20 protein-coding genes and 2 tRNA genes are annotated in these 21,627 nt (G+C 57.2%); 7 read left to right on the top strand and 15 right to left on the bottom strand.

Annotation, left to right across the window (positions count from 1 at the left end):
* Positions 1-62: 62 nt before the first annotated feature.
* The 8 genes from lon to AC1RN6_RS12400 all read right to left on the bottom strand — a co-directional run bounded on the left by lon (position 63) and on the right by AC1RN6_RS12400 (position 8,947).
* Positions 63-2,471, bottom strand: coding sequence for an endopeptidase La (gene lon, locus AC1RN6_RS12435; protein WP_493005665.1), 2,409 nt, complete (start codon positions 2,469-2,471; stop codon positions 63-65).
* Positions 2,472-2,781: 310 nt separating this feature from the next.
* Positions 2,782-4,047 carry an ATP-dependent Clp protease ATP-binding subunit ClpX gene (gene clpX, locus AC1RN6_RS12430; protein WP_050476998.1) on the bottom strand — a complete coding sequence of 422 codons (1,266 nt, stop codon included), beginning with the start codon at positions 4,045-4,047 and terminating at the stop codon, positions 2,782-2,784.
* A gap of 333 nt (positions 4,048-4,380) precedes the next feature.
* A complete protein-coding gene (gene clpP / locus AC1RN6_RS12425) occupies positions 4,381-5,007 on the bottom strand; it encodes an ATP-dependent Clp endopeptidase proteolytic subunit ClpP (RefSeq protein WP_050476999.1) in 627 nt (208 codons plus the stop codon).
* A gap of 54 nt (positions 5,008-5,061) precedes the next feature.
* A complete protein-coding gene (gene tig / locus AC1RN6_RS12420; RefSeq protein ID WP_493005661.1) occupies positions 5,062-6,408 on the bottom strand; it encodes a trigger factor in 1,347 nt (448 codons plus the stop codon).
* A gap of 208 nt (positions 6,409-6,616) precedes the next feature.
* Positions 6,617-7,960 carry an amidase gene (locus AC1RN6_RS12415; RefSeq protein ID WP_493005660.1) on the bottom strand — a complete coding sequence of 448 codons (1,344 nt, stop codon included), beginning with the start codon at positions 7,958-7,960 and terminating at the stop codon, positions 6,617-6,619.
* 5 nt (positions 7,961-7,965) lie between these two features.
* Positions 7,966-8,451, bottom strand: a complete 486-nt coding sequence (locus tag AC1RN6_RS12410; protein ID WP_493005659.1) for a CreA family protein — start codon at positions 8,449-8,451, stop codon at positions 7,966-7,968.
* A gap of 89 nt (positions 8,452-8,540) precedes the next feature.
* Entirely contained in the window at positions 8,541-8,738 is a 198-nt protein-coding gene (locus AC1RN6_RS12405; RefSeq protein ID WP_493005657.1) for a DUF1653 domain-containing protein, read from the bottom strand.
* A 122-nt stretch (positions 8,739-8,860) separates the two neighbouring features.
* A tRNA-Leu gene (locus AC1RN6_RS12400) sits at positions 8,861-8,947 on the bottom strand.
* Positions 8,948-9,303: 356 nt separating this feature from the next.
* Here AC1RN6_RS12400 and hpnC point away from each other — a divergent pair.
* On the top strand, positions 9,304-10,113 hold the full coding sequence (hpnC, locus tag AC1RN6_RS12395) for a squalene synthase HpnC (RefSeq protein ID WP_493005656.1): 810 nt from the start codon (positions 9,304-9,306) through the stop codon (positions 10,111-10,113).
* A gap of 92 nt (positions 10,114-10,205) precedes the next feature.
* Here the strand turns inward: hpnC and AC1RN6_RS12390 are convergent, their stop codons facing one another.
* Both AC1RN6_RS12390 and AC1RN6_RS12385 read right to left on the bottom strand, forming a co-directional pair.
* The gene (locus AC1RN6_RS12390) at positions 10,206-10,550 is read right to left on the bottom strand and encodes a hypothetical protein (RefSeq protein ID WP_493005654.1); all 345 of its coding nucleotides are present in this window, start codon (positions 10,548-10,550) and stop codon (positions 10,206-10,208) included.
* A 205-nt stretch (positions 10,551-10,755) separates the two neighbouring features.
* Complete coding sequence (locus tag AC1RN6_RS12385; RefSeq protein WP_493005653.1) at positions 10,756-10,971, bottom strand: hypothetical protein; 216 nt, start codon at positions 10,969-10,971, stop codon at positions 10,756-10,758.
* Between the two features lie 167 nt (positions 10,972-11,138).
* Here AC1RN6_RS12385 and AC1RN6_RS12380 point away from each other — a divergent pair.
* Both AC1RN6_RS12380 and dbpA read left to right on the top strand, forming a co-directional pair.
* A tRNA-Met gene (locus AC1RN6_RS12380) sits at positions 11,139-11,215 on the top strand.
* A 173-nt stretch (positions 11,216-11,388) separates the two neighbouring features.
* Entirely contained in the window at positions 11,389-12,795 is a 1,407-nt protein-coding gene (gene dbpA, locus AC1RN6_RS12375) for an ATP-dependent RNA helicase DbpA (RefSeq protein ID WP_493005651.1), read from the top strand.
* A gap of 82 nt (positions 12,796-12,877) precedes the next feature.
* Here dbpA and AC1RN6_RS12370 read toward each other — a convergent pair whose 3' ends face one another.
* Entirely contained in the window at positions 12,878-13,714 is an 837-nt protein-coding gene (locus tag AC1RN6_RS12370) for an HDOD domain-containing protein (protein WP_493005650.1), read from the bottom strand.
* Between the two features lie 390 nt (positions 13,715-14,104).
* Between AC1RN6_RS12370 and hpnD the strand changes: the two genes are divergently transcribed.
* From hpnD to AC1RN6_RS12350, 4 genes are all read left to right on the top strand, one after another.
* The gene (gene hpnD, locus AC1RN6_RS12365) at positions 14,105-14,938 is read left to right on the top strand and encodes a presqualene diphosphate synthase HpnD (RefSeq protein WP_493005648.1); all 834 of its coding nucleotides are present in this window, start codon (positions 14,105-14,107) and stop codon (positions 14,936-14,938) included.
* A gap of 98 nt (positions 14,939-15,036) precedes the next feature.
* Positions 15,037-15,396 carry a YxeA family protein gene (locus AC1RN6_RS12360; RefSeq protein ID WP_493005647.1) on the top strand — a complete coding sequence of 120 codons (360 nt, stop codon included), beginning with the start codon at positions 15,037-15,039 and terminating at the stop codon, positions 15,394-15,396.
* Positions 15,380-16,726 (top strand): hydroxysqualene dehydroxylase HpnE, encoded by a 1,347-nt coding sequence (hpnE, locus tag AC1RN6_RS12355; protein WP_493005645.1) that lies wholly within the window; start codon positions 15,380-15,382, stop codon positions 16,724-16,726. The genes AC1RN6_RS12360 and hpnE overlap by 17 nt, the downstream gene beginning before the upstream one ends.
* A 165-nt stretch (positions 16,727-16,891) precedes the next feature.
* Positions 16,892-18,034 carry an alpha-hydroxy acid oxidase gene (locus AC1RN6_RS12350; RefSeq protein WP_493005644.1) on the top strand — a complete coding sequence of 381 codons (1,143 nt, stop codon included), beginning with the start codon at positions 16,892-16,894 and terminating at the stop codon, positions 18,032-18,034.
* A gap of 88 nt (positions 18,035-18,122) precedes the next feature.
* Here AC1RN6_RS12350 and AC1RN6_RS12345 read toward each other — a convergent pair whose 3' ends face one another.
* From AC1RN6_RS12345 to AC1RN6_RS12330, 4 genes are all read right to left on the bottom strand, one after another.
* Positions 18,123-18,815 carry an ankyrin repeat domain-containing protein gene (locus AC1RN6_RS12345; RefSeq protein ID WP_493005642.1) on the bottom strand — a complete coding sequence of 231 codons (693 nt, stop codon included), beginning with the start codon at positions 18,813-18,815 and terminating at the stop codon, positions 18,123-18,125.
* A 10-nt stretch (positions 18,816-18,825) separates the two neighbouring features.
* Positions 18,826-19,605 (bottom strand): TatD family hydrolase, encoded by a 780-nt coding sequence (locus AC1RN6_RS12340; protein ID WP_493005640.1) that lies wholly within the window; start codon positions 19,603-19,605, stop codon positions 18,826-18,828.
* An 83-nt stretch (positions 19,606-19,688) separates the two neighbouring features.
* Positions 19,689-20,225: a response regulator transcription factor gene (locus AC1RN6_RS12335; RefSeq protein ID WP_493005638.1), complete on the bottom strand. Its 537-nt coding sequence runs from the start codon at positions 20,223-20,225 to the stop codon at positions 19,689-19,691.
* 26 nt (positions 20,226-20,251) lie between these two features.
* On the bottom strand, positions 20,252-21,508 hold the full coding sequence (locus AC1RN6_RS12330; RefSeq protein WP_493005637.1) for an ATP-binding protein: 1,257 nt from the start codon (positions 21,506-21,508) through the stop codon (positions 20,252-20,254).
* Between the last annotated feature and the right edge of the window lie 119 nt (positions 21,509-21,627).

Raw genomic sequence — 21,627 nt, 5'->3', positions numbered from 1 at the left:
CCGAAGAGCGCTTTTTTATCTTGCATGACAAACCAAAGATCTGTCGGGCAATCAGAACAACATCAGTGTTTCACGACGGTCGGATCTGTCGATTCTTCCTTAGGTGTCACAGCTGCAACAACTGCATCATCTTCAACCAAAGGGGTTGGCTGACGCTCCAACGCAATTTCCAGCACCTTGTCGATCCAGCGCACCGGTACGATTTCCAACTTGTTTTTCACGTTGTCGGGAATCTCGGTCAGATCCTTGACGTTTTGCTCAGGGATCAGAACCGTCTTGATGCCGCCGCGATGCGCCGCCAGCAGTTTTTCCTTCAAACCGCCGATCGGCAATACTTCGCCGCGCAAAGTGATTTCACCTGTCATTGCCACATCGGCGCGAACCGGAATACCGGTGAATACCGACACCATTGCTGTCGTCATCGCGATACCTGCCGAAGGACCGTCTTTCGGTGTAGCGCCTTCAGGAACGTGAATGTGGATGTCACGCTTCTCGAACACATCGCTCTTGATACCGAGCTTGTGCGCACGGCTACGCACGACGGTGCGCGCTGCTTCGATCGACTCTTTCATCACGTCGCCCAAGGTACCGGTGCGAATCACGCCACCCTTGCCCGGCATGGTCACGGCTTCGATGGTCAGCAGATCGCCACCCACTTCGGTCCATGCCAGACCAACGACCTGGCCGACTTGATTTTCTTTTTCGGCAATGCCGAAATCGAAACGACGCACGCCGAGGAATTTATCCAGGTTGCGCGAAGTCACGGTGACCTTCTTCTCCTGCTTCTTCAGCAGCAGCATTTTCACGACCTTGCGGCAGATCTTGGACACTTCGCGTTCCAGCGAACGTACGCCGGCTTCGCGGGTGTAGTAGCGAATGATGTCGCGCAGTGCAGATTCAGCGACGCTGATCTCGCCTTCTTTCAGACCATTGTTCTTGATCTGTTTCGGCAGCAGGTAACGTTGCGCGATGCTGGTCTTTTCATCTTCGGTGTAACCCGAGAGGCGAATGACTTCCATGCGGTCCAGCAGCGCCGGCGGGATGTTAAAAGAGTTCGATGTCGCCACGAACATCACATCCGACAAGTCGAAATCGACTTCGATGTAGTGATCGGAGAACGTGTGGTTCTGTTCAGGATCCAGCACTTCCAGCAATGCCGACGACGGGTCGCCGCGGAAGTCCATACCGAGCTTGTCGATCTCATCCAGCAGGAAAAGCGGATTGCGCACGCCGACCTTGGCCAGGCTTTGCAGAATCTTGCCTGGCATGGAGCCGATGTAGGTACGGCGATGGCCGCGGATCTCGGCTTCGTCACGCACACCGCCCAAAGCCATGCGGACGAACTTGCGGTTCGTTGCACGAGCGATCGATTGGCCCAGCGAGGTCTTACCCACGCCTGGAGGACCAACGAAGCACAGGATCGGTGCTTTCAGCTTGTCGACGCGCTGTTGCACGGCGAGGTATTCCAGAATGCGTTCTTTGACCTTGTCGAGGCCGTAATGGTCGCCTTCAAGGACTTTCTCGGCATTCGGCAAATCATTGTTGACCTTGGATTTTTTCTTCCATGGCAGACCGACCAGCGTGTCGATGTAATTACGCACGACTGTCGCTTCAGCAGACATCGGCGACATCAGCTTGAGTTTCTTCAGCTCGGACTGCGCCTTTTCCAGCGCTTCCTTCGGCATCTTGGCAGAGAGGATCTTCTTCTCCAGCTCTTCCAGATCGGCGCCGTCTTCACCTTCGCCCAATTCCTTCTGGATGGCCTTGACCTGTTCGTTCAGGTAGTACTCGCGCTGCGACTTTTCCATCTGGCGCTTGACGCGGCCGCGGATGCGCTTTTCAACCTGCAGGATATCCAGTTCGCCTTCCAGTTGGCCGAGCAGATGCTCATGGCGCTTGGCGACGTTGAAGATTTCCAGGATGACCTGTTTTTGCTCGAGCTTGAGCGGTAAGTGCGCAGCGATGGTATCGGCCAGACGGCCGGCGTCGTCGATGCCTGCCAGCGAACTCAGGATTTCAGGCGGAATCTTTTTGTTCAGTTTGACGTATTGGTCGAATTGCTGAACGATGGTGCGGCGCATGGCTTCCACTTCGGCTTCATCGCCCAGTTCGGATTCGACTGGAGTCAGATCGGCAACAAAATGGGTGTCCAGCTCGCTGATGTGATGAATGCGTGCACGCTGCGCGCCTTCGACCAGCACTTTAACAGTGCCGTCAGGCAACTTCAGCATTTGCAGGATATTGGCGACGCAGCCGATTTCATAGATGTCGTCAGCCGACGGCTCATCCTTGGCGGCGGCTTTCTGGGCGGCAAGCATGATGCTCTTGCCCTGCTCCATTGCGGCTTCCAGAGCCTTGATCGACTTTGGACGACCGACGAATAAAGGGATCACCATATGCGGGAAGACAACAACATCCCGCAACGGCAACAGAGGCAATTGCGTTTGTTCTGTGAGAGTAGAAGTCGTCATGGCGAGCCTTATCAAAAGTTACTGTTAGTGATGTTGGCGCGAGCTGCTAAAACACAAGCCCAAACTGAAATAAAAACACGACAACTTTTTGGCGAAATGCACTTGGCAAAGTAAAAACTACGGTTGATAAAGTGACAAAATAAGTGATGAACAAGGCAACAATTCCGCAAACAAAAAAAGCCACACACGAAGTCGCCCTCGGGTGGCTTTACGATGGAAGCCGAAGTGATGTTCGCGGTTTATTGTACCGCTTTTAGTTCCAACGGATTCCATCCGGTATTTTTTGCTCCCGGATGGCTTCCGCCTTTGATCAGCCGCCCGAAACCTTGGGCTGTTCGTGGTAGATCAGCAATGGCTTGGCGCCGTTGGTGATGGTGTTTTCGTCGATGACCACCTTGGCAACATTTTGCTGGCTTGGCAGCTCGTACATCACGTCCAGCAACGCATGTTCAAGGATGGAGCGCAGACCGCGCGCGCCGGTTTTACGCGCCAGCGCCTTCTTGGCGATGGCTTGCAAAGCAGCCGGACGAATCTCGAGTTCGGCGCCTTCCATTTGCAGCAGCTTGGAATATTGCTTGATCAGCGCATTCTTCGGCTCCAGCAGGATCTGGATCAGCGCTTCTTCGTTCAACTCGTTCAAGGCTGCGATCACCGGCAAACGACCGACCAGTTCCGGAATCAGGCCGAACTTGACCAGATCGTCCGGCTCCGCATGCAGCAACACTTCGCTGGCGGTCTTCTGAGTCTGGCTCTTGACGCTTGCGCCGAAACCGATACCGCTCTTTTCGGAGCGTTCGGAGATGATTTTCGTCAAACCGTCAAATGCGCCGCCGCAGATGAACATGATATTGGTGGTGTCGATCTGCACGAAGTCCTGGTTAGGATGCTTGCGGCCGCCTTGTGGCGGCACCGACGCCATGGTGCCTTCGATCAGCTTCAGCAGCGCCTGCTGCACGCCTTCGCCGGACACGTCGCGGGTGATCGACGGATTGTCGGACTTGCGCGAGATCTTGTCTATTTCATCGATATAGACGATGCCCTTCTGGGCCTTCTCGACTTCGTAATTGCAGTTCTGCAGCAGCTTCTGAATGATGTTCTCGACGTCTTCACCGACATAGCCGGCCTCGGTCAGCGTGGTCGCATCGGCGATCACGAACGGCACGTTCAGCATGCGCGCGAGCGTCTGTGCCAGCAAGGTCTTGCCGGAGCCGGTTGGACCGACCAGCAGGATGTTGCTCTTGGCGAGTTCGACATCGTCCTTCTTGCCGAGATGCTTCAGACGCTTGTAGTGGTTATACACGGCAACCGACAGAATGCGCTTGGCAGTCTGCTGGCCGATCACATACTGGTCGAGCAATTCAGAAATTTCTTGCGGCGTCGGCAGATCCGATTTGGCACCCGCAACCGACTCAACGCTGGAAGCTTCGTCGCGAATGATGTCATTACACAGATCGATACATTCGTCGCAAATGAAGACCGACGGACCTGCGATCAGTTTCTTGACTTCATGCTGGCTTTTGCCGCAAAACGAGCAATAAAGCAGCTTTTCGCCACTGGAAGATTTTTTCTCGGACATATAGGGCAAATGTGAATAGAGTTCGGCTTGATCATACCTGCGATTTCATGATTCGTCACGGAATCGCCATATTTGCGCGCCAGTAAAAGCAGGTTCTAGCCTACTCTATATAGGTCCGCAAACAAAAAAAGCAATAAGGTGGAAATCAGGCCTTAATCTCAGCATTGAGATGCAGCTCTGACGCGCGGCATTGACAATTATTTACGCGATTGGCGTTGATGCAGTGCAAAAAGCAAATGCCCGAACCGAAGTTCGGGCATTTGCTGAAAACACAAGAAACAAGTCAGTCAGGAAAGGACTGCAAGCGTCCGTTCAAAACCGCTCATTACGCCATTACGCGCGTTTTTCCAATACCTGATCGATCAGACCATATTCAGCGGCAGCAGCAGCCGACATGAAATTGTCGCGATCAGTATCCTTGCCGATTTGATCGATCGTACGACCGGTCTTTTCAGCCAGGATGGCGTTCAGACGTTCGCGCAGATACAGAATTTCGCGTGCCTGGATCTCGATGTCCGATGCCTGACCTTGCGCACCGCCCAGAGGCTGGTGAATCATGATGCGCGAGTTCGGCAGCGAGAAACGCTTGCCCTTGGCGCCGGCGGCCAGCAGGAAAGCACCCATCGAGGCAGCCAGACCGGTACACAGCGTGGAGACGTCCGGCTTGATGAACTGCATCGTGTCGAAAATCGCCATGCCGGCCGAAACCGAACCGCCCGGGGAGTTGATGTACAGCGAAATATCCTTGTCAGGATTTTCGCTTTCCAGGAACAGCAGCTGCGCCACCACCAGATTGGCGGTCGCATCATTGACCGGACCAACCAGGAAAATGATGCGCTCTTTCAGCAAGCGCGAATAAATATCGTACGCACGCTCGCCGCGGCCGCTCTGCTCGATCACCATCGGGACCATGCCGAGCATTTCTGTATCCAGTGCAGACTGCTTGATGAAACCTGTCATGTGCATTTCCTTATGCGTAGTAAGTCTTCTCTGATGTTACCCGAGAAGGTCGAATTACGCTTGCGGCTGATTGCCCATCAAGGCGTCGAACGCGACCGATTTCTCGGAAACTTTGGATTTACCCAACACGTAATTGACGACGTTTTCTTCCAAAACAAGGGCTTCGACTTCAGCCAGACGGCGGCGGTCGCTGAAGTAGTACTTCAGGACTTGTTGCGGGTCTTCGTAGCTTTGTGCGAAGTCTTCGACTTGCGCCTTGACTTGTTCTTCAGTGGCTTCCAGCTTGTTGGTCTTGACGACTTCAGCCAGGATCAGGCCCAGACGGACGCGACGCTCAGCTTGTGCAGCGAACAGTTCGCGTGGCAGTTGCATGCCCTTAGGATCCATGCCGCGTTGCGCCATGTCCTGATGCGCCATTTCAACCAGGCGCTCGATGTCTTGCTCAACCAATGCCTTCGGCACTTCCAGTTCGCTGACCTTGATCAGGGCATCCATGACGCTGTCTTTGGTCTTGGCCTTGGTGCGGGCGCTGACTTCACGTTCCAGATTACGCTTGATGTCTTCGCGCATCTTGGTCAGGTCGCCGTCTTCGATACCCAGCGATTTTGCAAATTCTGCGTCGACTTCCGGCAGATGCGCCCATTCCAGCTTCTTCAGCGTGATGGTGAATTCTGCAGTTTTGCCTGCCACGTCCTTGCCGTGGTAGTCAGCCGGGAATGCCAGCGGGAAAGTCTTGGATTCGCCGACCTTCAGGCCGATTGTGGCTGCTTCGAATTCCGGCAGCATACGGCCTTCGCCGAGTACGAACGGGAAGGCATCAGCCTTGCCGCCCTGGAATTCAACGCCGTCGATCTTGCCGACGAAGTCAACTGTGGCGCGGTCGCCGTTTTGTGCAACTGGCTCACCGCCGTCACCGTGCGCGCCTTGCTCGCCCTTGACGTGGTAATGCACGCGTTGCTTGCGCAGGATGTCCAGTGTCTTGTCGATTTCGGTGTCGGAAACAGCCGATGTGGTCTTCTCGACTTCAGCCGAGGCCAGATCGCCGATCACGACTTCAGGATAGATTTCGAATGTTGCGTCGAATGCCAGTGAACCTTCAGCAACGCCTTCGCTGGTCTTTGGTTCGATCTTCGGATAGCCGGCAACGCGTAAATTATTTTCAACTGCGATGTCGTTGAATGCGCGACCGACCTTGTCGTTCAGCACTTCGGTTTCGACCTGGTAACCGAATTGAGCGGCAACCATCTTCATTGGCACTTTGCCTGGGCGGAAGCCTGGCGCCTTGGCAGTGCGAGCGCGCACTTTCAGGCGTTTTTCAACTTCAGCCTGCACGTCGGCCAGTGGGAATGTCAGGGTGATACGGCGCTCAAGTTTGCTCAGAGTTTCGACTGCAGTTGCCATGTGAATCGTCCAAAAATTAATAAATTCCGTGGTGCGGCCCGGAAAGAACATGCATGAAAACCATGCCTTTTGCCCTGCCCGGCCGCGCTAAAGTCCGCTATTTTATACGGAAAAGATGCCGTTGCGCCAAAACGCCCCGGTTCTGTTAATAAAAACGGAGGCTACTACCCGCAAAGCTGCTGCCCGCTCTGCCTGCGCCCCCTATCTGTCAGCCTTGCCGCGCACACAAAAGCGCCTCTACCGCGCGGCCGATTGCCAGCACGCGGGCGTCGTCTCCATGCTGGCCGCAGATGCTGATGCCGACCGGCAAGCCATCAGCCGACGGGCACGGCAAGTTCAATGCGCAGCCATCAAGAAAATTGATCACGCTTGGATTACGCAACACCAATCCGTTGATAGCAAAGAAAGTTTCATCGCTATCTTGTAAAGCCTGCACCAGCGGCGGCACCACCGGCACGGTCGGCATCAGCCATGCATCGAATACCGACAAGCGGCGCTGAGCCTGCGCAATGATGCGTCGGCGTGCCTCAAGCAGATCTAAATAATCGGCTGCTGTCTGCTGTGCACCGCGACGGATACGTACCGCCACGCGCTGGTCATACTGATCGGCAGAGCTTTCCAGCAGCTTGCGATGCCAGGTCCAGGATTCCGCCGCGCTGAACCCGCCGCCGGCATTAATCCCCGGCAACTCTTTCAATTCAGGAAATGAAAACCGCTGGATTACCGCTCCCGCATTTTGCAAACGCGACAACGCCGCATCAAAAGCGGCGCGCACCATTGCATCCATGCCGTCGCCGACGAAATCATCCGTGACACCGAATCGCAAGCCTGCCAGCGGCACAGCATCCGTTTCCAGCGTTTTGCCTGACAAAATGGCATCGACGATGGTGCAGCAATCCACGCTGCGCGATAAAGGCCCGGCAGAGTCCAAAGTCGTCGACAACGGCACCGCCCCCTGCAAACTCACGCGCCGCGCAGTCGGCTTGAAGCCGGTCAATCCGCAAAAAGCAGACGGAATACGGATCGAACCGCCGGTATCCGTGCCGAGCGCCGCCACGGCCATGTCCAGCGCCACAGTCACCGCGCCGCCGGACGTCGAACCGCCGCTCACACGCTGTGCATCCAGAGGATTGCGCGGCGTGCCGTAGTGCGGATTCAGACCGAGGCCGGAAAATGCGAACTCACTCATATTCGTGCGGCCGAGCAAAATCGCGCCGGCATTCCGCAAACGCGCCACCGCAGGCGCATCGGCTTTTGCCGCAGGTGCATTTGCCAGCGCTTTCGATCCCGCAGCAGTAACCTGCCCCTGCACGTCGAACAAATCCTTGATCGAGACCGGCAAGCCGGCCAGCAGCGACGGCACATTGCCGGCAACACGTGCTGCATCGCTGGCGCGCGCCGAGGCCAGCGCCTGATCCGCGTCGACACTGATGTAAGCGGCACCGCCCTGCTCTCGATACGCGGCGATGCGTTCCAGCGCCTGCTCCACCAGCTTGACGCTGGTCGTCTGCCCTGCCTGCAATTCTGTCGCGAGTGCCCTGATTGTCTTCATGCTTTTTATTTCACCGGAATAGGAGTGGATGCGGCGACGGGAACGGCGGTGATCGCATTCATCGGACTACCGTCGATCAGCTTGTCGGAATAGGTCAAATATACCAAGGTGTTGCGCTTGACATCGACCAGCCGCACGATGTGCAGACGCTTGAACAGAATTGACATCCGCTCGGAGAACACGTCCTCTTGCTGCGGTACGGTTCCCTTGAACGTTACCGTTGCCGCCACCTGGCGACAGGCGATGGAAGCCTCGGCCTTGTCCTCGGCCAGACCGACCGTGCCTTTGACCCCGCCGGTGCGTGCACGCGAGACGTAGCACGTTACGCCGACCACCTTGGGATCATCGTAAGCTTCGACTGCGATGCGATCGTTCTTTCCCAACCAACGAAACGCGGTGCTGACGTCGCCGAGTTCTTGTGCCTTTACCGGCAAAGCCGCAAACGCGGACGCCAGCGACACCGCAACGGCCAGATTCAATACTTTACGCATAAGGTTCCCTGCCTGAAGAAGAAAAACAACGAAGCCATGACATTATCACGCGCGCCGGCCCCCTCGAAGAATCGCCGGATTTACGGGAATCAGCCGGCCTCGTTCATCAGCGCAAAACGCGGCACGCGCTTGCCGTCAACTTCGATGATTTCGTGAAAAACTTCTTTGGGACGAATCCAGACCGTGCCGTTGGCGGCACGATAGACAACCATAGGCGTCAAATCCGATTCCAGCGTCGCGTCGTGGAGAAACTCGTAAATACCGCCCTTGTAATGTTGATAGCGCATGCGAACCCTCAATAGAAAATTGAATGACCAGAATGACCAAAATGAGAACGCCCGGAACAAGATGCGACCGAAGTCAGCACATTCTTGCCGGGCGAACATAACAACATAAACAAAGGGAATGTTGGTGCGAGGGAGGGGACTCGAACCCCTACACCATTGCTGGCGTCAGGACCTAAACCTGGTGCGTCTACCAATTTCGCCACCCTCGCTGAAAGGTGCATCACCGACCGGACTGCATTGGGACTTTTCGGTGTATTTGCCGGAAAACCAAGCCCTGTCAATGAGGTAGCATTTTTATTGCAGCCCGCTATTCTACTGCAAGCTTGCCAGACTGTCTGCGTTTTTGTAGAGCCGTGATGCAATTTTTACGAGGTCGCCGATTCGTAGCGCATTGCCAAAGCGGTCGCCTCAAACCCGTAACGGCAATCCGCCTGGGCGGCTATGCAACTGCCCCGGAAATCGGCGCCAACGGATTTTTCCATTACTATTCGGGACAGAAAAAGCAGGCCACACCATCTTTGCATCACCACACCTGCCCTCACCTATTCCACTGGATATCCGTTGCATGGCCGTTGACCATTACGAAAACTTTCCCGTCGCGTCGATCCTGCTGCCCGCCCATCTGCGCCCGGCAGTCAAAGCCATCTACACCTTCGCGCGCAGCGCCGACGACATCGCCGACGAAGGCGATGCAGAACCGGCGCAACGGCTTGCCGCGTTGACCTCCTTCGAACAGGAGCTGGACAAAATTGAGGCTAACGCGCCCGTATCCCATCCGATATTCGTCGCACTGGCACAAGTCATTCGCCAATATCAGTTGCCGTTGACACCCTTTCGCGACCTGCTGTCGGCCTTCAAACAAGACGTCGTGACCAAACGCTATCAGGATGCCGACAGTCTGCTCGACTATTGCCGCCGCTCCGCCAATCCGGTCGGCCTGCTGATGCTGCACCTGTACCAGGCGGCGACGCCTGACAACGTACGCGACTCGGACGCCATCTGCTCATCGCTGCAACTGATCAACTTCTGGCAGGACGTTGCCATCGATTGGGAAAAAGAGCGGATCTATCTGCCGCAGGAAGACCTGCAACGCTTCGGCGTCAGTGAACAAGACATCGCCGACGCCGCCAGCGGTCCGGCGTGGCGTGCATTAATGCAGTTCGAAATCGATCGCGCGCGCGCCATCATGCTGTCGGCAGCACCATTGGCGCACCGCTTGCCGGGGCGCATAGGTTGGGAATTGCGCATGGTCGTGCAAGGCGGGCTGCGCATCCTCGATCGTCTTGAACAAGTAGACGGCGACGTGTTCAGACATCGGCCGAAGTTGGGAACGATGGACTGGTGCGTGATTTTGTGGCGAGCACTTGTCATGTGACAACGCCCATGACGGCGATAAAAAAGCCTCTTCGATGAAGAGGCTTTTTCGTTTTCAATGTCGAGCTACTGACGTCGACTGCCAGCCTTCGATTACTGGCCCTTGTTCAGATCGCTCTTGGGCTGAGGTTGCGCCAACTGCGCATTACGCTCGGCGGTGGATTCCTTTTTTTCCGTCTTCAGATCTCGCTTGGCGGCCTTCTTGTCAGCCTTGGCTTGCTGCTTCACAGCCTTTTTCTGCGCCTTGTACTCCGCCCTGGCATCGGCGTCATTCTGGCGCTTCTGCACATACGGATCGTTGGAGACGCCGTTGGCCGACGAAGCCGGAGCGATCATGCCCGGCGAGGCAGGCACATCTGTCGTGCTTTGTTGTTGCGCCATGGCGCCGCCAGTCATGGCCAGCAGTGCGGCTGTAATAACGAGTTGACGTGTCTTCATGTGTAAATCTCCTTCTACATTTTTCAATAAATCCATCGCGGAGAAAGAAGTGGCGCGATGTCTGTCAGACATCGCCGGACACCGCTCCCATCAAGGCTTTGCGAGGGGCATGCTTTAGTAGAGATCAGAAATTCACAATGGTTCGCGGGATTTGCAACCGAATGTTAAAGACCTTGCTTCAAGGCCGGTTTGCACATCAGTCAATTCAGCGTTTGAAAGTCTTTGTCCTGCTCAGCTTGTAGATGGTTTTGGCATCTTGCTGTGCGCGCTCCTGCGTGCGCATCGCTTCGAAGTCGTCATGCTTGACGAAAAACTCATCGGCCTGCGCCTTCACCACCATCTTGATGGCATCGGCGTCGTTGACGTCATACAGTTCCGCAATCAGCGTGGTCACTTCATCCAGATATTCTTCGTAAGTCATTTGCTTCTCCTCTTCTCAATACTCAGTTGCTCGCGCTTCTGCCGAACGGCGCAGTGTATGCGCCCCTCGCCCTGCAAGTCTATCGCCTCCTGCAAATATATTTGGTAGAGAATGAAAATGAGCGCTTGCTATTCAAATCGATCCTCTGTAGACTTCGGTCCCTCAGACGCGGGGTGGAGCAGTCTGGCAGCTCGTCGGGCTCATAACCCGAAGGTCGTAGGTTCAAATCCTGCCCCCGCAACCAAATACCATAAGGGCTTGCACATCGTGCAGGCCCTTTTGCTTTGGTTTCTGTTTGTTTTCTGTTCTGTTTTTCTATGGCGGACTCATCGCCTGCCGCCTCAGCCAGAACTGAAGGCCGCTCCTGATGCCGCTCTGTTAGACTTCCCTCACTTCCGTTAGCGCTCAGGTCCAATCATGGTGAACACGACACCCTCGCCCCCCCTTCCTTTTTCGAACCTGGCGCTCATGCCGGCGATGCTCGCCAATCTGGACGCCCTCGGCTATCGCGAAATGACGACGATCCAGGCAGAAAGTTTGCCCACAGCACTGGAAGGCCGCGACCTGATTGCGCAAGCCAAGACCGGTAGCGGCAAGACCGCAGCGTTCGGCATTGCCATGCTGCATCGGCTCAATCCATCATATTTTGCGATCCAGGGCCTGGTCATCTGCCCGACGCGCGAACTGGCCGATCAGGTATCGAATGAATTGCGCCGCCTTGCGCGCTTCACCGAAAACATCAAGATCCTGACCTTGTGCGGCGGCACCGCCATGCGCCCGCAAATTGCGTCACTGGAACATGGCTGCCATATCGTCGTCGGCACACCCGGCCGCATCCGCGATCACATCGGGCGCGACACCATCAACCTCAAAGCCGTTCAGACGCTGGTGCTGGACGAAGCCGACCGCATGGTCGACATGGGATTCTACGAAGACATTGAAGGCATCGTCAGCGCCTGCCCTTCGCGCCGCCAGACCTTGCTGTTTTCTGCGACCTACCCGGACGACATCCGCAAAGCAAGCGCCCGCTTCCTCCACGAGCCGGTGGAGATCAAGGTCGAGGCTCAGCATGACGGCGAAAAAATCGAACAACGCTTCTTCGAAGTCTCGGCCGAGCAGCGCAATTTCGCCGTCGCGCGCCTGCTCCAACATTATCAGCCTGTCTCGACACTGGCCTTCTGCAACACCAAGATCCACTGCCGCGAGCTGGCCGAAGAATTGCGCGCGCAAGGATTCAGCGCGCTCGCTCTGTATGGGGATCTGGAACAGCGTGAACGCGATGAAATCCTGGTGCAGTTCGCCAATCAAAGCTGCTCGGTACTGGTTGCCACCGACGTCGCCGCACGCGGGCTCGACATTGCCAATTTGAGCGCCGTCATCAACGTCGACGTCACCCGCGATACCGAAGTCCACATCCATCGTATCGGCCGCACCGGCCGTGGCCAGGACAAGGGCCTGGCGCTGAACCTGTGCATCCCGACTGAAAAGCGCTGGGTAAAACTGATCGAGGAATATCAAAAGGCGCCGGTGCAATGGTTTGACCTCAATGCGCTGGACGCTAATGAAGACAAAGTGCTGCGCGCACCGATGCGGACCTTGTGCATTCAGGGCGGCAAGAAGGACAAACTGCGTCCCGGTGACTTGCTAGGCGCGCTGACCGGCGACGTCGGCCTGACCAAGGAACAGGTCGGCAAGATCAATGTATTCGAGTTTTCAACCTATGTGGCGCTGGACTACCGCATTGCAGAGAAAGCCTATGCCCGCCTGAGCGAAGGCAACATCAAGGGCCGCAACTTCAAGATGCGCCTGATGCGCACCGCCTGAGTGCCAACTTGCAGCGCATAAAAAAAGCAGCCTCGAAGGCTGCTTTTTTATTTCCCACTATTTCCCAATTCGCGGAATGGCGTCAGATCAGCAAAGCCTGGGTCAGCGAACGGATTTCATCGGCAGAATCTTCCAGCACGTCGCGCAATGAATCATCGCCGATGAATTCGTCGACGATGGTGTCGGGCCCGCGACCGGTTTCCAGCAGACTCTTCTGGAACGGCGACGGCACCGGCGACAACTCCTTGGCCAGCAACAGCACGTCACCAAGGGTCTCCGGCGGCAACACGCGGATGCCATGCCACAAGGACTCCACTGCCGCAACAACAGCTTCAGGAATGCCAAGCTTCTTCAACACAGCGCGGCCGATCATTTTTTCGCCGTATTCAGCCCAGTCTTCGGAATTGCCGTCGAGCAGGCCGGGGAATTCATCCGTACGCGACAACAGGTAAAACCCGCCGACTTCGTGGACGATGCCGGCGAACATCGCGGTTTCCGGATCCAGTCGCGTCAGCTTCAGCGCAATCACCTGGGCGATTGCGGCGACGTTGGCCGTGTGCTCCCACAACTGCGCCGCCTTGACGCGCATTTCCGGATCGGAGATGTTGCGGCCCAATTGGCGCACGATGACGGCGGTCGTGATCGCGTTCAGGGTTTTGAACCCGAGACGCATGACGGCCGTGCGGACGTTGTTGATTTCGCCGCCGGAACGATTATATGCGGCCGAATTGGCGATCGCTACGGTACGCGCCGATAGCAGCGGCTCTGCCATCACCAGCTTGGCAGCAGCCTCGAGATGGCAATTCGGATCGTTAAGCGCTTGCTGCAGTTTGATCGATGCATTGACGTTGGTAGGAAATACCAGTTCGCCGCGACCGGCCTGCGTTGCAATGCTTCTGAAAGCTTCCAGTCTGTTCATGAAGAATTAGTCTCCTCGCCTTGATATGAGCTGCTCACCCCTGCCGCATCCGGTGATCGCTTCCGTCGGAAGCTTCTACACCGATCCGGCTTCTTGTCGTGTCGTTGCTGCTATGTCCTGCCGTTGCTACCGCCACGCTGCCTTATTTTGCTTTTTTACCAACAGCGCTTGCGTACCTGCCAGCGATGAAGCCATTGCCGCCAGTCATGCCTCGTTGCCCCCAGCTTAATGTACAAAGTCTGCTGCTGCAACCATATATATCGAGGCTTTTTCCCTCTATTTTCGAGGCTTTGCACGAACACCACCTGCAAAGCAGATTGCCCTTCGCTCCTCAGTCGGCTAGCATAGCGGCTTCGCGCATTGCGCCCGCTTTCATCGCCATCCCACTTCATGTCTCCAGACGAATATTGCCAGCAGAAAGCTGCCCAAAGCGGCTCCAGCTTTTACTACAGTTTCTTGTTCCTGCCGCCTGAGCGCCGACGCGCCATTACTGCACTGTACGCCTTCTGCCGCGAAGTGGACGATACCGTCGACGAAATAGAAGACACCGGTGTCGCCCGCACCAAACTGATGTGGTGGCGCAAGGAGATTGCTGCGATGCTCAACGGGAATCCCAGCCACCCGGTGACCTTGGCGCTGCATCCGCATGTGGCGACCTACAACCTCAAGGGCGAGCATCTGCAATCGATCATCGACGGCATGGAGATGGATCTGGACCAGACCCGTTACCTCGACTTCCCCGGCCTGCAGCGCTATTGCTGGCACGTCGCCAGCGTGGTGGGCATTTTGTCGGCAAGCATCTTCGGCGTCACCCAAGGCGGTACGCTGCTGTTTGCGGAAAAACTCGGACTCGCATTTCAACTGACCAACATCATCCGCGACGTCGGAGAAGACGGACGCAAGGGGCGCATCTATCTGCCTGTCAATGAATTGCAGCAATTCAACGTCACCGCCGCCGACATTCTCAATGCCCGCCACAGCGAAAACTTCGAGAAGCTGATGCGCTTCCAGGTCGAACGCGCCCAGCGCGTGTACGACGAAGCCTTCGCTCTTCTGCCAAAAGAAGACCGCCGCGCCCAGCGCCCCGGCCTGATGATGGCGGCGATTTACCGCACCTTGCTCAGCGAGATCGAGCGCGACGGTTTCCATGTACTGAATCAGCGCATTTCACTCACGCCGATACGCAAATTGTGGCTGGCCTGGAAGACCTATATCCGCGGCTGAAACAAACCAGAGAAACAGACTTGTAACAGCTGCCGGCACGGCTGAACTTTCATACCGGCAGAACGTCAATCCGCTTTCCGGATTTGACTAGCTGAACGATGAAACGAATTTATGCACTCGCCTTGTTTGCCGGCATCGCCTTTGTCGCCAGCATGGTTTTCAACCCGGCGTTCAACGATGTCGTCAAGCGCTGGGGCAAGGAAGAGTTTTATGTCTACGTGGTGGATGCCGGCAAACGCATCTTGTCCAGCGCCGCTACGCGGCAGCGCTACGAATACCGCCTTCCGGCAATGGACGAAAGCGGCATGCAGAAAACGCTGACCTTTACCTCGGACAAACAATTGTCGCTCGATACGTATGTGCGCCTCTATGTGTCCTCAGCCGATCAAGTCACGGCCTGGGAAGAAGTGCAGCAGCAGGAATTACCGGACCGGATCAAGAATGGGAACATCCCCTGACAACAACAACAGCAACGATCACATCGCCGTCATCGGCGGCGGCTGGGCCGGTTGCGCCGCAGCCGTCAGACTGGCGCAAGCCGGACGACGCGTCAGCCTGTTTGAAGCCAGCCGCACTCTGGGCGGCCGTGCGCGCCGCGTAGAGATCGATGGCCGTACGCTGGACAACGGCCAGCACATCCTGCTCGGTGCCTACCGCACCACCTTGCAACTGATGAAAACCGTCGGCATTGATGCCGGCCAAGCCTTGCTACGTCTGCCGCTGCAAATACGCTATCCGGCGCCCACGGACGGCATGGATTTCATTGCACCACGCCTGCCCGCGCCCCTGCACGTCTTGTTCGCACTGATCAGAGCAAAAGGCCTGACGCGCGACGACAAAATGGCGTTGGCGCGTTTTTCCACCACCGCGCGCTGGATGGGTTGGCAGCTATACGACGATTGCAGCGTCGCCGAATTACTGGCGCGCTATGAGCAGACCGAGCGCCTGACCCGGCTGATGTGGACGCCGCTGTGTATCGCCGCACTGAACACGCCGCCGCAGCGCGCTTCGGCGCAAGTCTTTCTGAATGTACTGCGCGACAGTCTCGGCGCACGCCGTGCGGCGTCGGACATGCTGATTCCGCGCACCGATCTGACCTCGTTGTTTCCTCGGCAGGCGGCGGCGTTCGTCGAGCAGCGTGGCGGCGATGTCCGTTGCGGTCAGGCCGTCGATTCGGTCACCTCGCAGCAAGGACGCTGGCAAATCCGCTTCAAACAAGATGGCCAGACTGCATCGTTCGACGGCGTCGTGATTGCCACCGGACCGGAAGCCGCCGCCGATCTGCTGGAAGGCATTAGCGACACCGCCGCGCTGCGCACACTGAACTACGAACCGATCACCACTTGCTATCTGCAATACCCGGCGCAAGTGCGCCTCGATCAGGCGTTCTACGCTTTACTGGACGATCCGCAGCAAGCAGCGTGGGGACAATTTGTTTTTGATCGCGGCCAGCTCAACGCCAACCATCCCGACGACGCGGGCCTGCTCGCCGTCGTGGTCAGCGCCGCCGGCGATGCCCTTGCACAAGGACATCCGGCATTGACCGAAGGTATTACCATTCAATTGGCGCAACAGTTGCAAAATCCGCTATTGAAAACGCCACTGTGGAGCAAGGTCATCTCGGAAAAGCGCGCGACCTTTTCCTGCACGCCGGGCCTGTTACGCCCGGACAATAGCGCCATGCCGCCCGGGCTGGCGCTGGCCGGCGACTATGTTGCCGGCGACTATCCCGCCACGCTGGAAGCCGCCGCGCAAAGCGGCATCAAAGCTGCCGAACTGTTTTTATAAGCAGCCCGGCCGTCGCGGAATGTAAACTCAATTTAATTCAGCGAAACTTTTCATCTTTGCCGCCAAAGGGATTCACCCCATGACCGGCCTGTTTGTTCTACGATACGGTCAAAATTCAGCAAACACGTATCCCTATTTACGGATTCCCTTTTTCGGAGAATAAACATGCCCGTCATCACCTGTGTCGAAGATTTGCGCGTTCTGGCAAAAAAACGGGTACCCAAGGCGTTTTACGACTATGCCGACAGCGGCTCCTATACTGAGAGCACCTATCGCGCCAACAGCGACGACCTTGCTGCGCTGAAGCTGCGCCAGCGCGTCGCCATCAACGTTGACCAGCGCTCCACCCGCACCACCATGATCGGCCACGACGTCACCATGCCGGTGGCGATTGCGCCGACCGGCCTGACCGGCATGCAATGGGCCAACGGCGAAATGCTGGGCGCGATTGCGGCGGAAAAATTCGGCATCCCGTTCACGCTGTCGACCATGAGCATCTGCTCGATTGAAGACGTCGCCAGCGTGACCACCAAGCCGTTCTGGTTCCAGCTCTATGTGATGCGCGACCGCGGTTTCGTGAAGTCGATGATCGACCGCGCCAAGGCAGCGAAATGCTCGGCGCTGGTGCTGACGCTGGACTTGCAGATCCTCGGCCAACGCCACAAAGATCTGAAAAACGGCATGTCGGTGCCGCCGAAGCTGACGCTGGACACCCTCATGGATCTGGCCGGCAAACCGGCTTGGGCGCTGCGCGCGCTGACCGGCCGCAAGACTTTCGGCAACCTGGCCGGCCATATCACCGGTGGCGGCAGCGGCATCCAGACGCTGAGCCAGTGGACTGCCAGCCAGTTCGACCCGACCCTGAACTGGGACGACGTTGCCTGGATCAAGGAGCAATGGGGCGGCAAGCTGATCCTCAAGGGCATCCTCGACGTGGAAGACGCCAAGCTCGCGGCACAAACCGGCGCGGATGCGCTGGTCGTCAGCAATCACGGCGGCCGCCAGCTGGACGGCGCGATGTCGTCGATCGAAGCGCTGCCGGCGATTGCCGAAGCAGTCGGCGACCAGATCGAGGTCTGGTTCGATGGCGGCATCCGCACCGGCCAGGACATCCTGAAGGCCACCGCGCTGGGCGCCAAGGGCACGATGATCGGCCGCGCCTTCCTGTACAGCCTGGGCGCGATGGGCGGGGAAGGCGTGACCAAGATGCTGCAAATCCTGCAGAAGGAACTGGATGTGAGCATGGCGCTGACCGGCACCAAGGACATCAAGGATGTCGGCCCGCAAATTCTGATTCCGCGTCGCTGATAGCAATACCTGCAACAAAGAAAAATCCCGGCTCACGTCTGACGTGGCCGGGATTTTTTCATGACTGCCGCAATGATGGAGATACGACTTACTGTCCGGGCCGCTGTTGTGACCACGGCGTGTGCTGGCCGGTTAACTCTTCGACGACCTCCTTCTGATCGAAATGGCGCGCCAGATCCAGGGCCGTCATGCCATCGACGTTCTTCAGCGTGACATCCGCGCCCTCTTCTTTCAGCAACCGCACGGCGAACAAACGCCCGCGCACTGCCGCTAGCATGATCGGCGTCATCTTGTCGTCGGGCGACTCGGCATCGATGTAGGCGGAAGCATCTAATAGTTGCTTGATGATGTTGGGATTGCCGTTGATGGCGGCGTAGTGCAAGGCCGTCCAGCCGGGTCGATTGACTTCCACCTCCTTGTCCAGCAACAGCTTGACCACGCGCTGATTACCGTAAAACGCGGCAATCATCAGGGCGGTATCGCCATTCTTTGCCTTGACTTCAAGATCAATGCCCGGCGTGTTGAACAGCACGTCGAATGCCTTCATCGAATCTTCGCGGATGGACAAGGTCAAGGCTGAATAACCACGCTGCGGCTCAATCACATTCGGTCCGAGGCCACGCTTGATCAGTTCCTGCAATTCGCGCGGCGCGTCCATCTTGACGGCGGTGATGTAATCTTCATAAGAACCGGCCTGTGCAACAGGCGATGCCAGCGCTGTCACTGCCAGTCCGGCGATTGCGAGAAAACGCGTAACAAACGGCTTGATCTGTTTCAGCATGCAGCAATCCTTATCTGGCCATCTTGAACAAGGTGAAGAAATTCTCACTGGTGTGGCGCGCCACCTCTTCCACCGGGATACCGCGCAAGTCGGCGATGAATTCCGCGACGTGACGCACCAGTCCCGGCTCGTTGGTCTTGCCGCGGAAGGGCACCGGCGCCAGGTAGGGAGAGTCGGTTTCGATCAACATGCGTTCCAGCGGGATGGTGCGCGCCACTTCCTGCAAGGCTTTGGCGCTCTTGAAGGTGACGATGCCGGAGAAGGAAATGTAGAACCCCAGCGCAATCGCGGCATCGGCCACTTCCTGCGATTCCGTGAAGCAATGCATGACGCCTGCAACACCGCCGGCTTCAGGACTTGCACCTTCTTCGCGCAGGATGCGGATGGTGTCTTCCGAGGCTGAACGGGTGTGGATGATCAGCGGCTTGCCGGTGATGCGCGAGGCGCGGATATGCGTGCGAAAACGCTCGCGCTGCCATTCGAGATCGCCCTGCAGGCGGAAATAATCAAGGCCGGTTTCACCGATGGCCACGATGCGCGGATGGTCGGCCAATTCAACCAGTTGCTCGACGGTCGGCTCCGGCGTGTCTTCATAGTCGGGATGCACACCGACGGAGGCGTAAATATGCGGATGCTGCTCCGCCAACGCCAGAACTTGCGGAAACTCGGGCAAGTTCACAGATACGCACAAGGCATGGCTCACGCGGTTTTCGGCCATCTTGCCGAGGATATCCGGCAGACGCGCAACGAGCTCGGGGAAATTGATATGGCAGTGGGAATCGATATACATGATGGGCGCTATTTTACGCCATCGCTCCAGGACAGTCCCCTTGGAACTCCGGTTCGGCGAGGTAGTCGCTTCGCCAGGGCGAGCTACTTCGCGACCGGGCGCTTGGCCAGCTTGCGCTGCAATGTACGGCGATGCATGTTCAGGGCGCGCGCAGTTGAAGAAATATTGCCCTGATGTTCGGTCAGCACGCGCTGGATGTGCTCCCACTCAAGACGTTCCACAGACAGCGGCGTGGTATTGTCCGCGATGTCGCCGCCGGCATCGTTGGCGCTATGTTCCAATGCGGAGAGGATGGAATCCAGGTTGGCCGGTTTGGCGAGATAATTGTCGGCGCCCGCCTTGATCGCCTGCACCGTGGTGGCGATGCTCGCATAGCCGGTCAACACCAGCAAACGCGCGTGAGGCAGTTGCTGCCGCAGGGGCGCAATCCACTGCAAGCCCGAATCCTCCTGCAATTGCAGATCGATGGTGGCGTAAGCGAAATCGGTCGCGGCGGCGGCCTTCATCGCCTCTTCGCCGCTATGCGCCACCGTCGCCGAAAAACCTCTGCGCGACAGCGAGCGCGCCAGCGTTGAGGCAAAGACGTCGTTGTCATCGAGGATCAGAAAAGCTGCGCTCATTATCTGTTTTTCTGCCGAAAACCGGCTTATAAAGGAATCGTCAAAGTCGCACTGACACCGCGCATGCCAGCAGAAGCCAACGCCAGTTTCGCACCGAGTTGCCGCGCCGTGGCAAAGGCGAGCATGAGGCCGATACCCTTGCCGCCGGTGCTGCTGCGCACCGGCTCGTAGCCCAGGCGTTTGAGCAGATCAGGAGCAATACCCGGCCCGTCGTCGACGACGCGAATCGTAGCCTCATTGCGCTGCACGTTCAACGCCATGTCTATCTTTCCGCCTTCATGGACGGCTTGCGCAGCGTTGTCGAGCAATGTCAGCAATATCTGCCCGATCAGTTGCTGATTCTTCACCGGTCCCGTATCAGACGGCAAAGACAGATGTATGGACACAGCCGGATGACGCAAGCGCCAGGCGTCGACGAAATGCCGCAGCCAGTCCGTCAGCCGCACCGGCGCCGAACTCTCCGCGCGCCGTACCTGCACATCCATCCCCATGCGATCCAATGCAGTCTTGCACGCAGCAATCTGTTCCTCCACGATCGCCAGATCGTCCCGGTACATCGTCAGCGCATCGTTGCGCCCTGCTTCAATACGCAACTCGCCGGCAATCACAGCGACAGTCGCCAGCGGCGTACTCATCTCGTGCGCTGCGCTGGCGGCCTGCGTGCCTAGTGCGACGATGCGCTCATCCTGTAACTGTTGCTCGCGCGCCTGTGCCAATTGCGCGTCGCGGGCGCGCACCGTCGCCGACATACGCGTTACGAACCAGGTAATCAACGCCGCCGATACAAGGAAATTGACCCACATGCCGGCCAAATGGTAAGCCATCGCCTGATCGTGATCATGGACGTGCAGCGGCTGGTAGAGATAAGTCAGGCCGGAATAACATGCGAAGGAATACAGGGCCAGCACAAACGCATAGCGCGGCGAAAGGACTGCCGCAGCAACTGCAAGCGCGGGCAGATAAAAAGAAACAAAAGGATTGGTCGCTCCGCCCGTGAGGTACAACAAAGCCGACAAGCCGCTGACATCGACGAAAAGTTGAAAGAACAATTCCAGCTCGCGCACTGGATACGTCAGGCGCATGCGCCACCAGGTCAGTCCGTTAAATGCCAGCATCAATGCCAGCACCGCGCACAGCGGCGTCAACGGCAGATTGAGTTCCATCCCAAGATAAGCGCCGGCAACCAACAACGCCTGTGCCAGCGTCGCGATGCAACGCATCCAGAACAAACGCAGCAGGAGTTGATGCTGCGGCAAAGGGCGAGAAAGGGAAAGTATCGGCATGTTGGAATTATATGTCGCGAGGCCTGTAACGCAGCCTGATCGAATCGCAGCGCCTGTACACGTATTCCTGAAATCGAAGCAAATGAACATTCATTTCCAAAAAAACAATTTTTGAGCAA

The sequence above is a fragment of the Herbaspirillum sp. GW822-FHT03A08 genome, from assembly GCF_058801885.1.
This window is presented reverse-complemented; position numbering and strand designations above follow the sequence as displayed.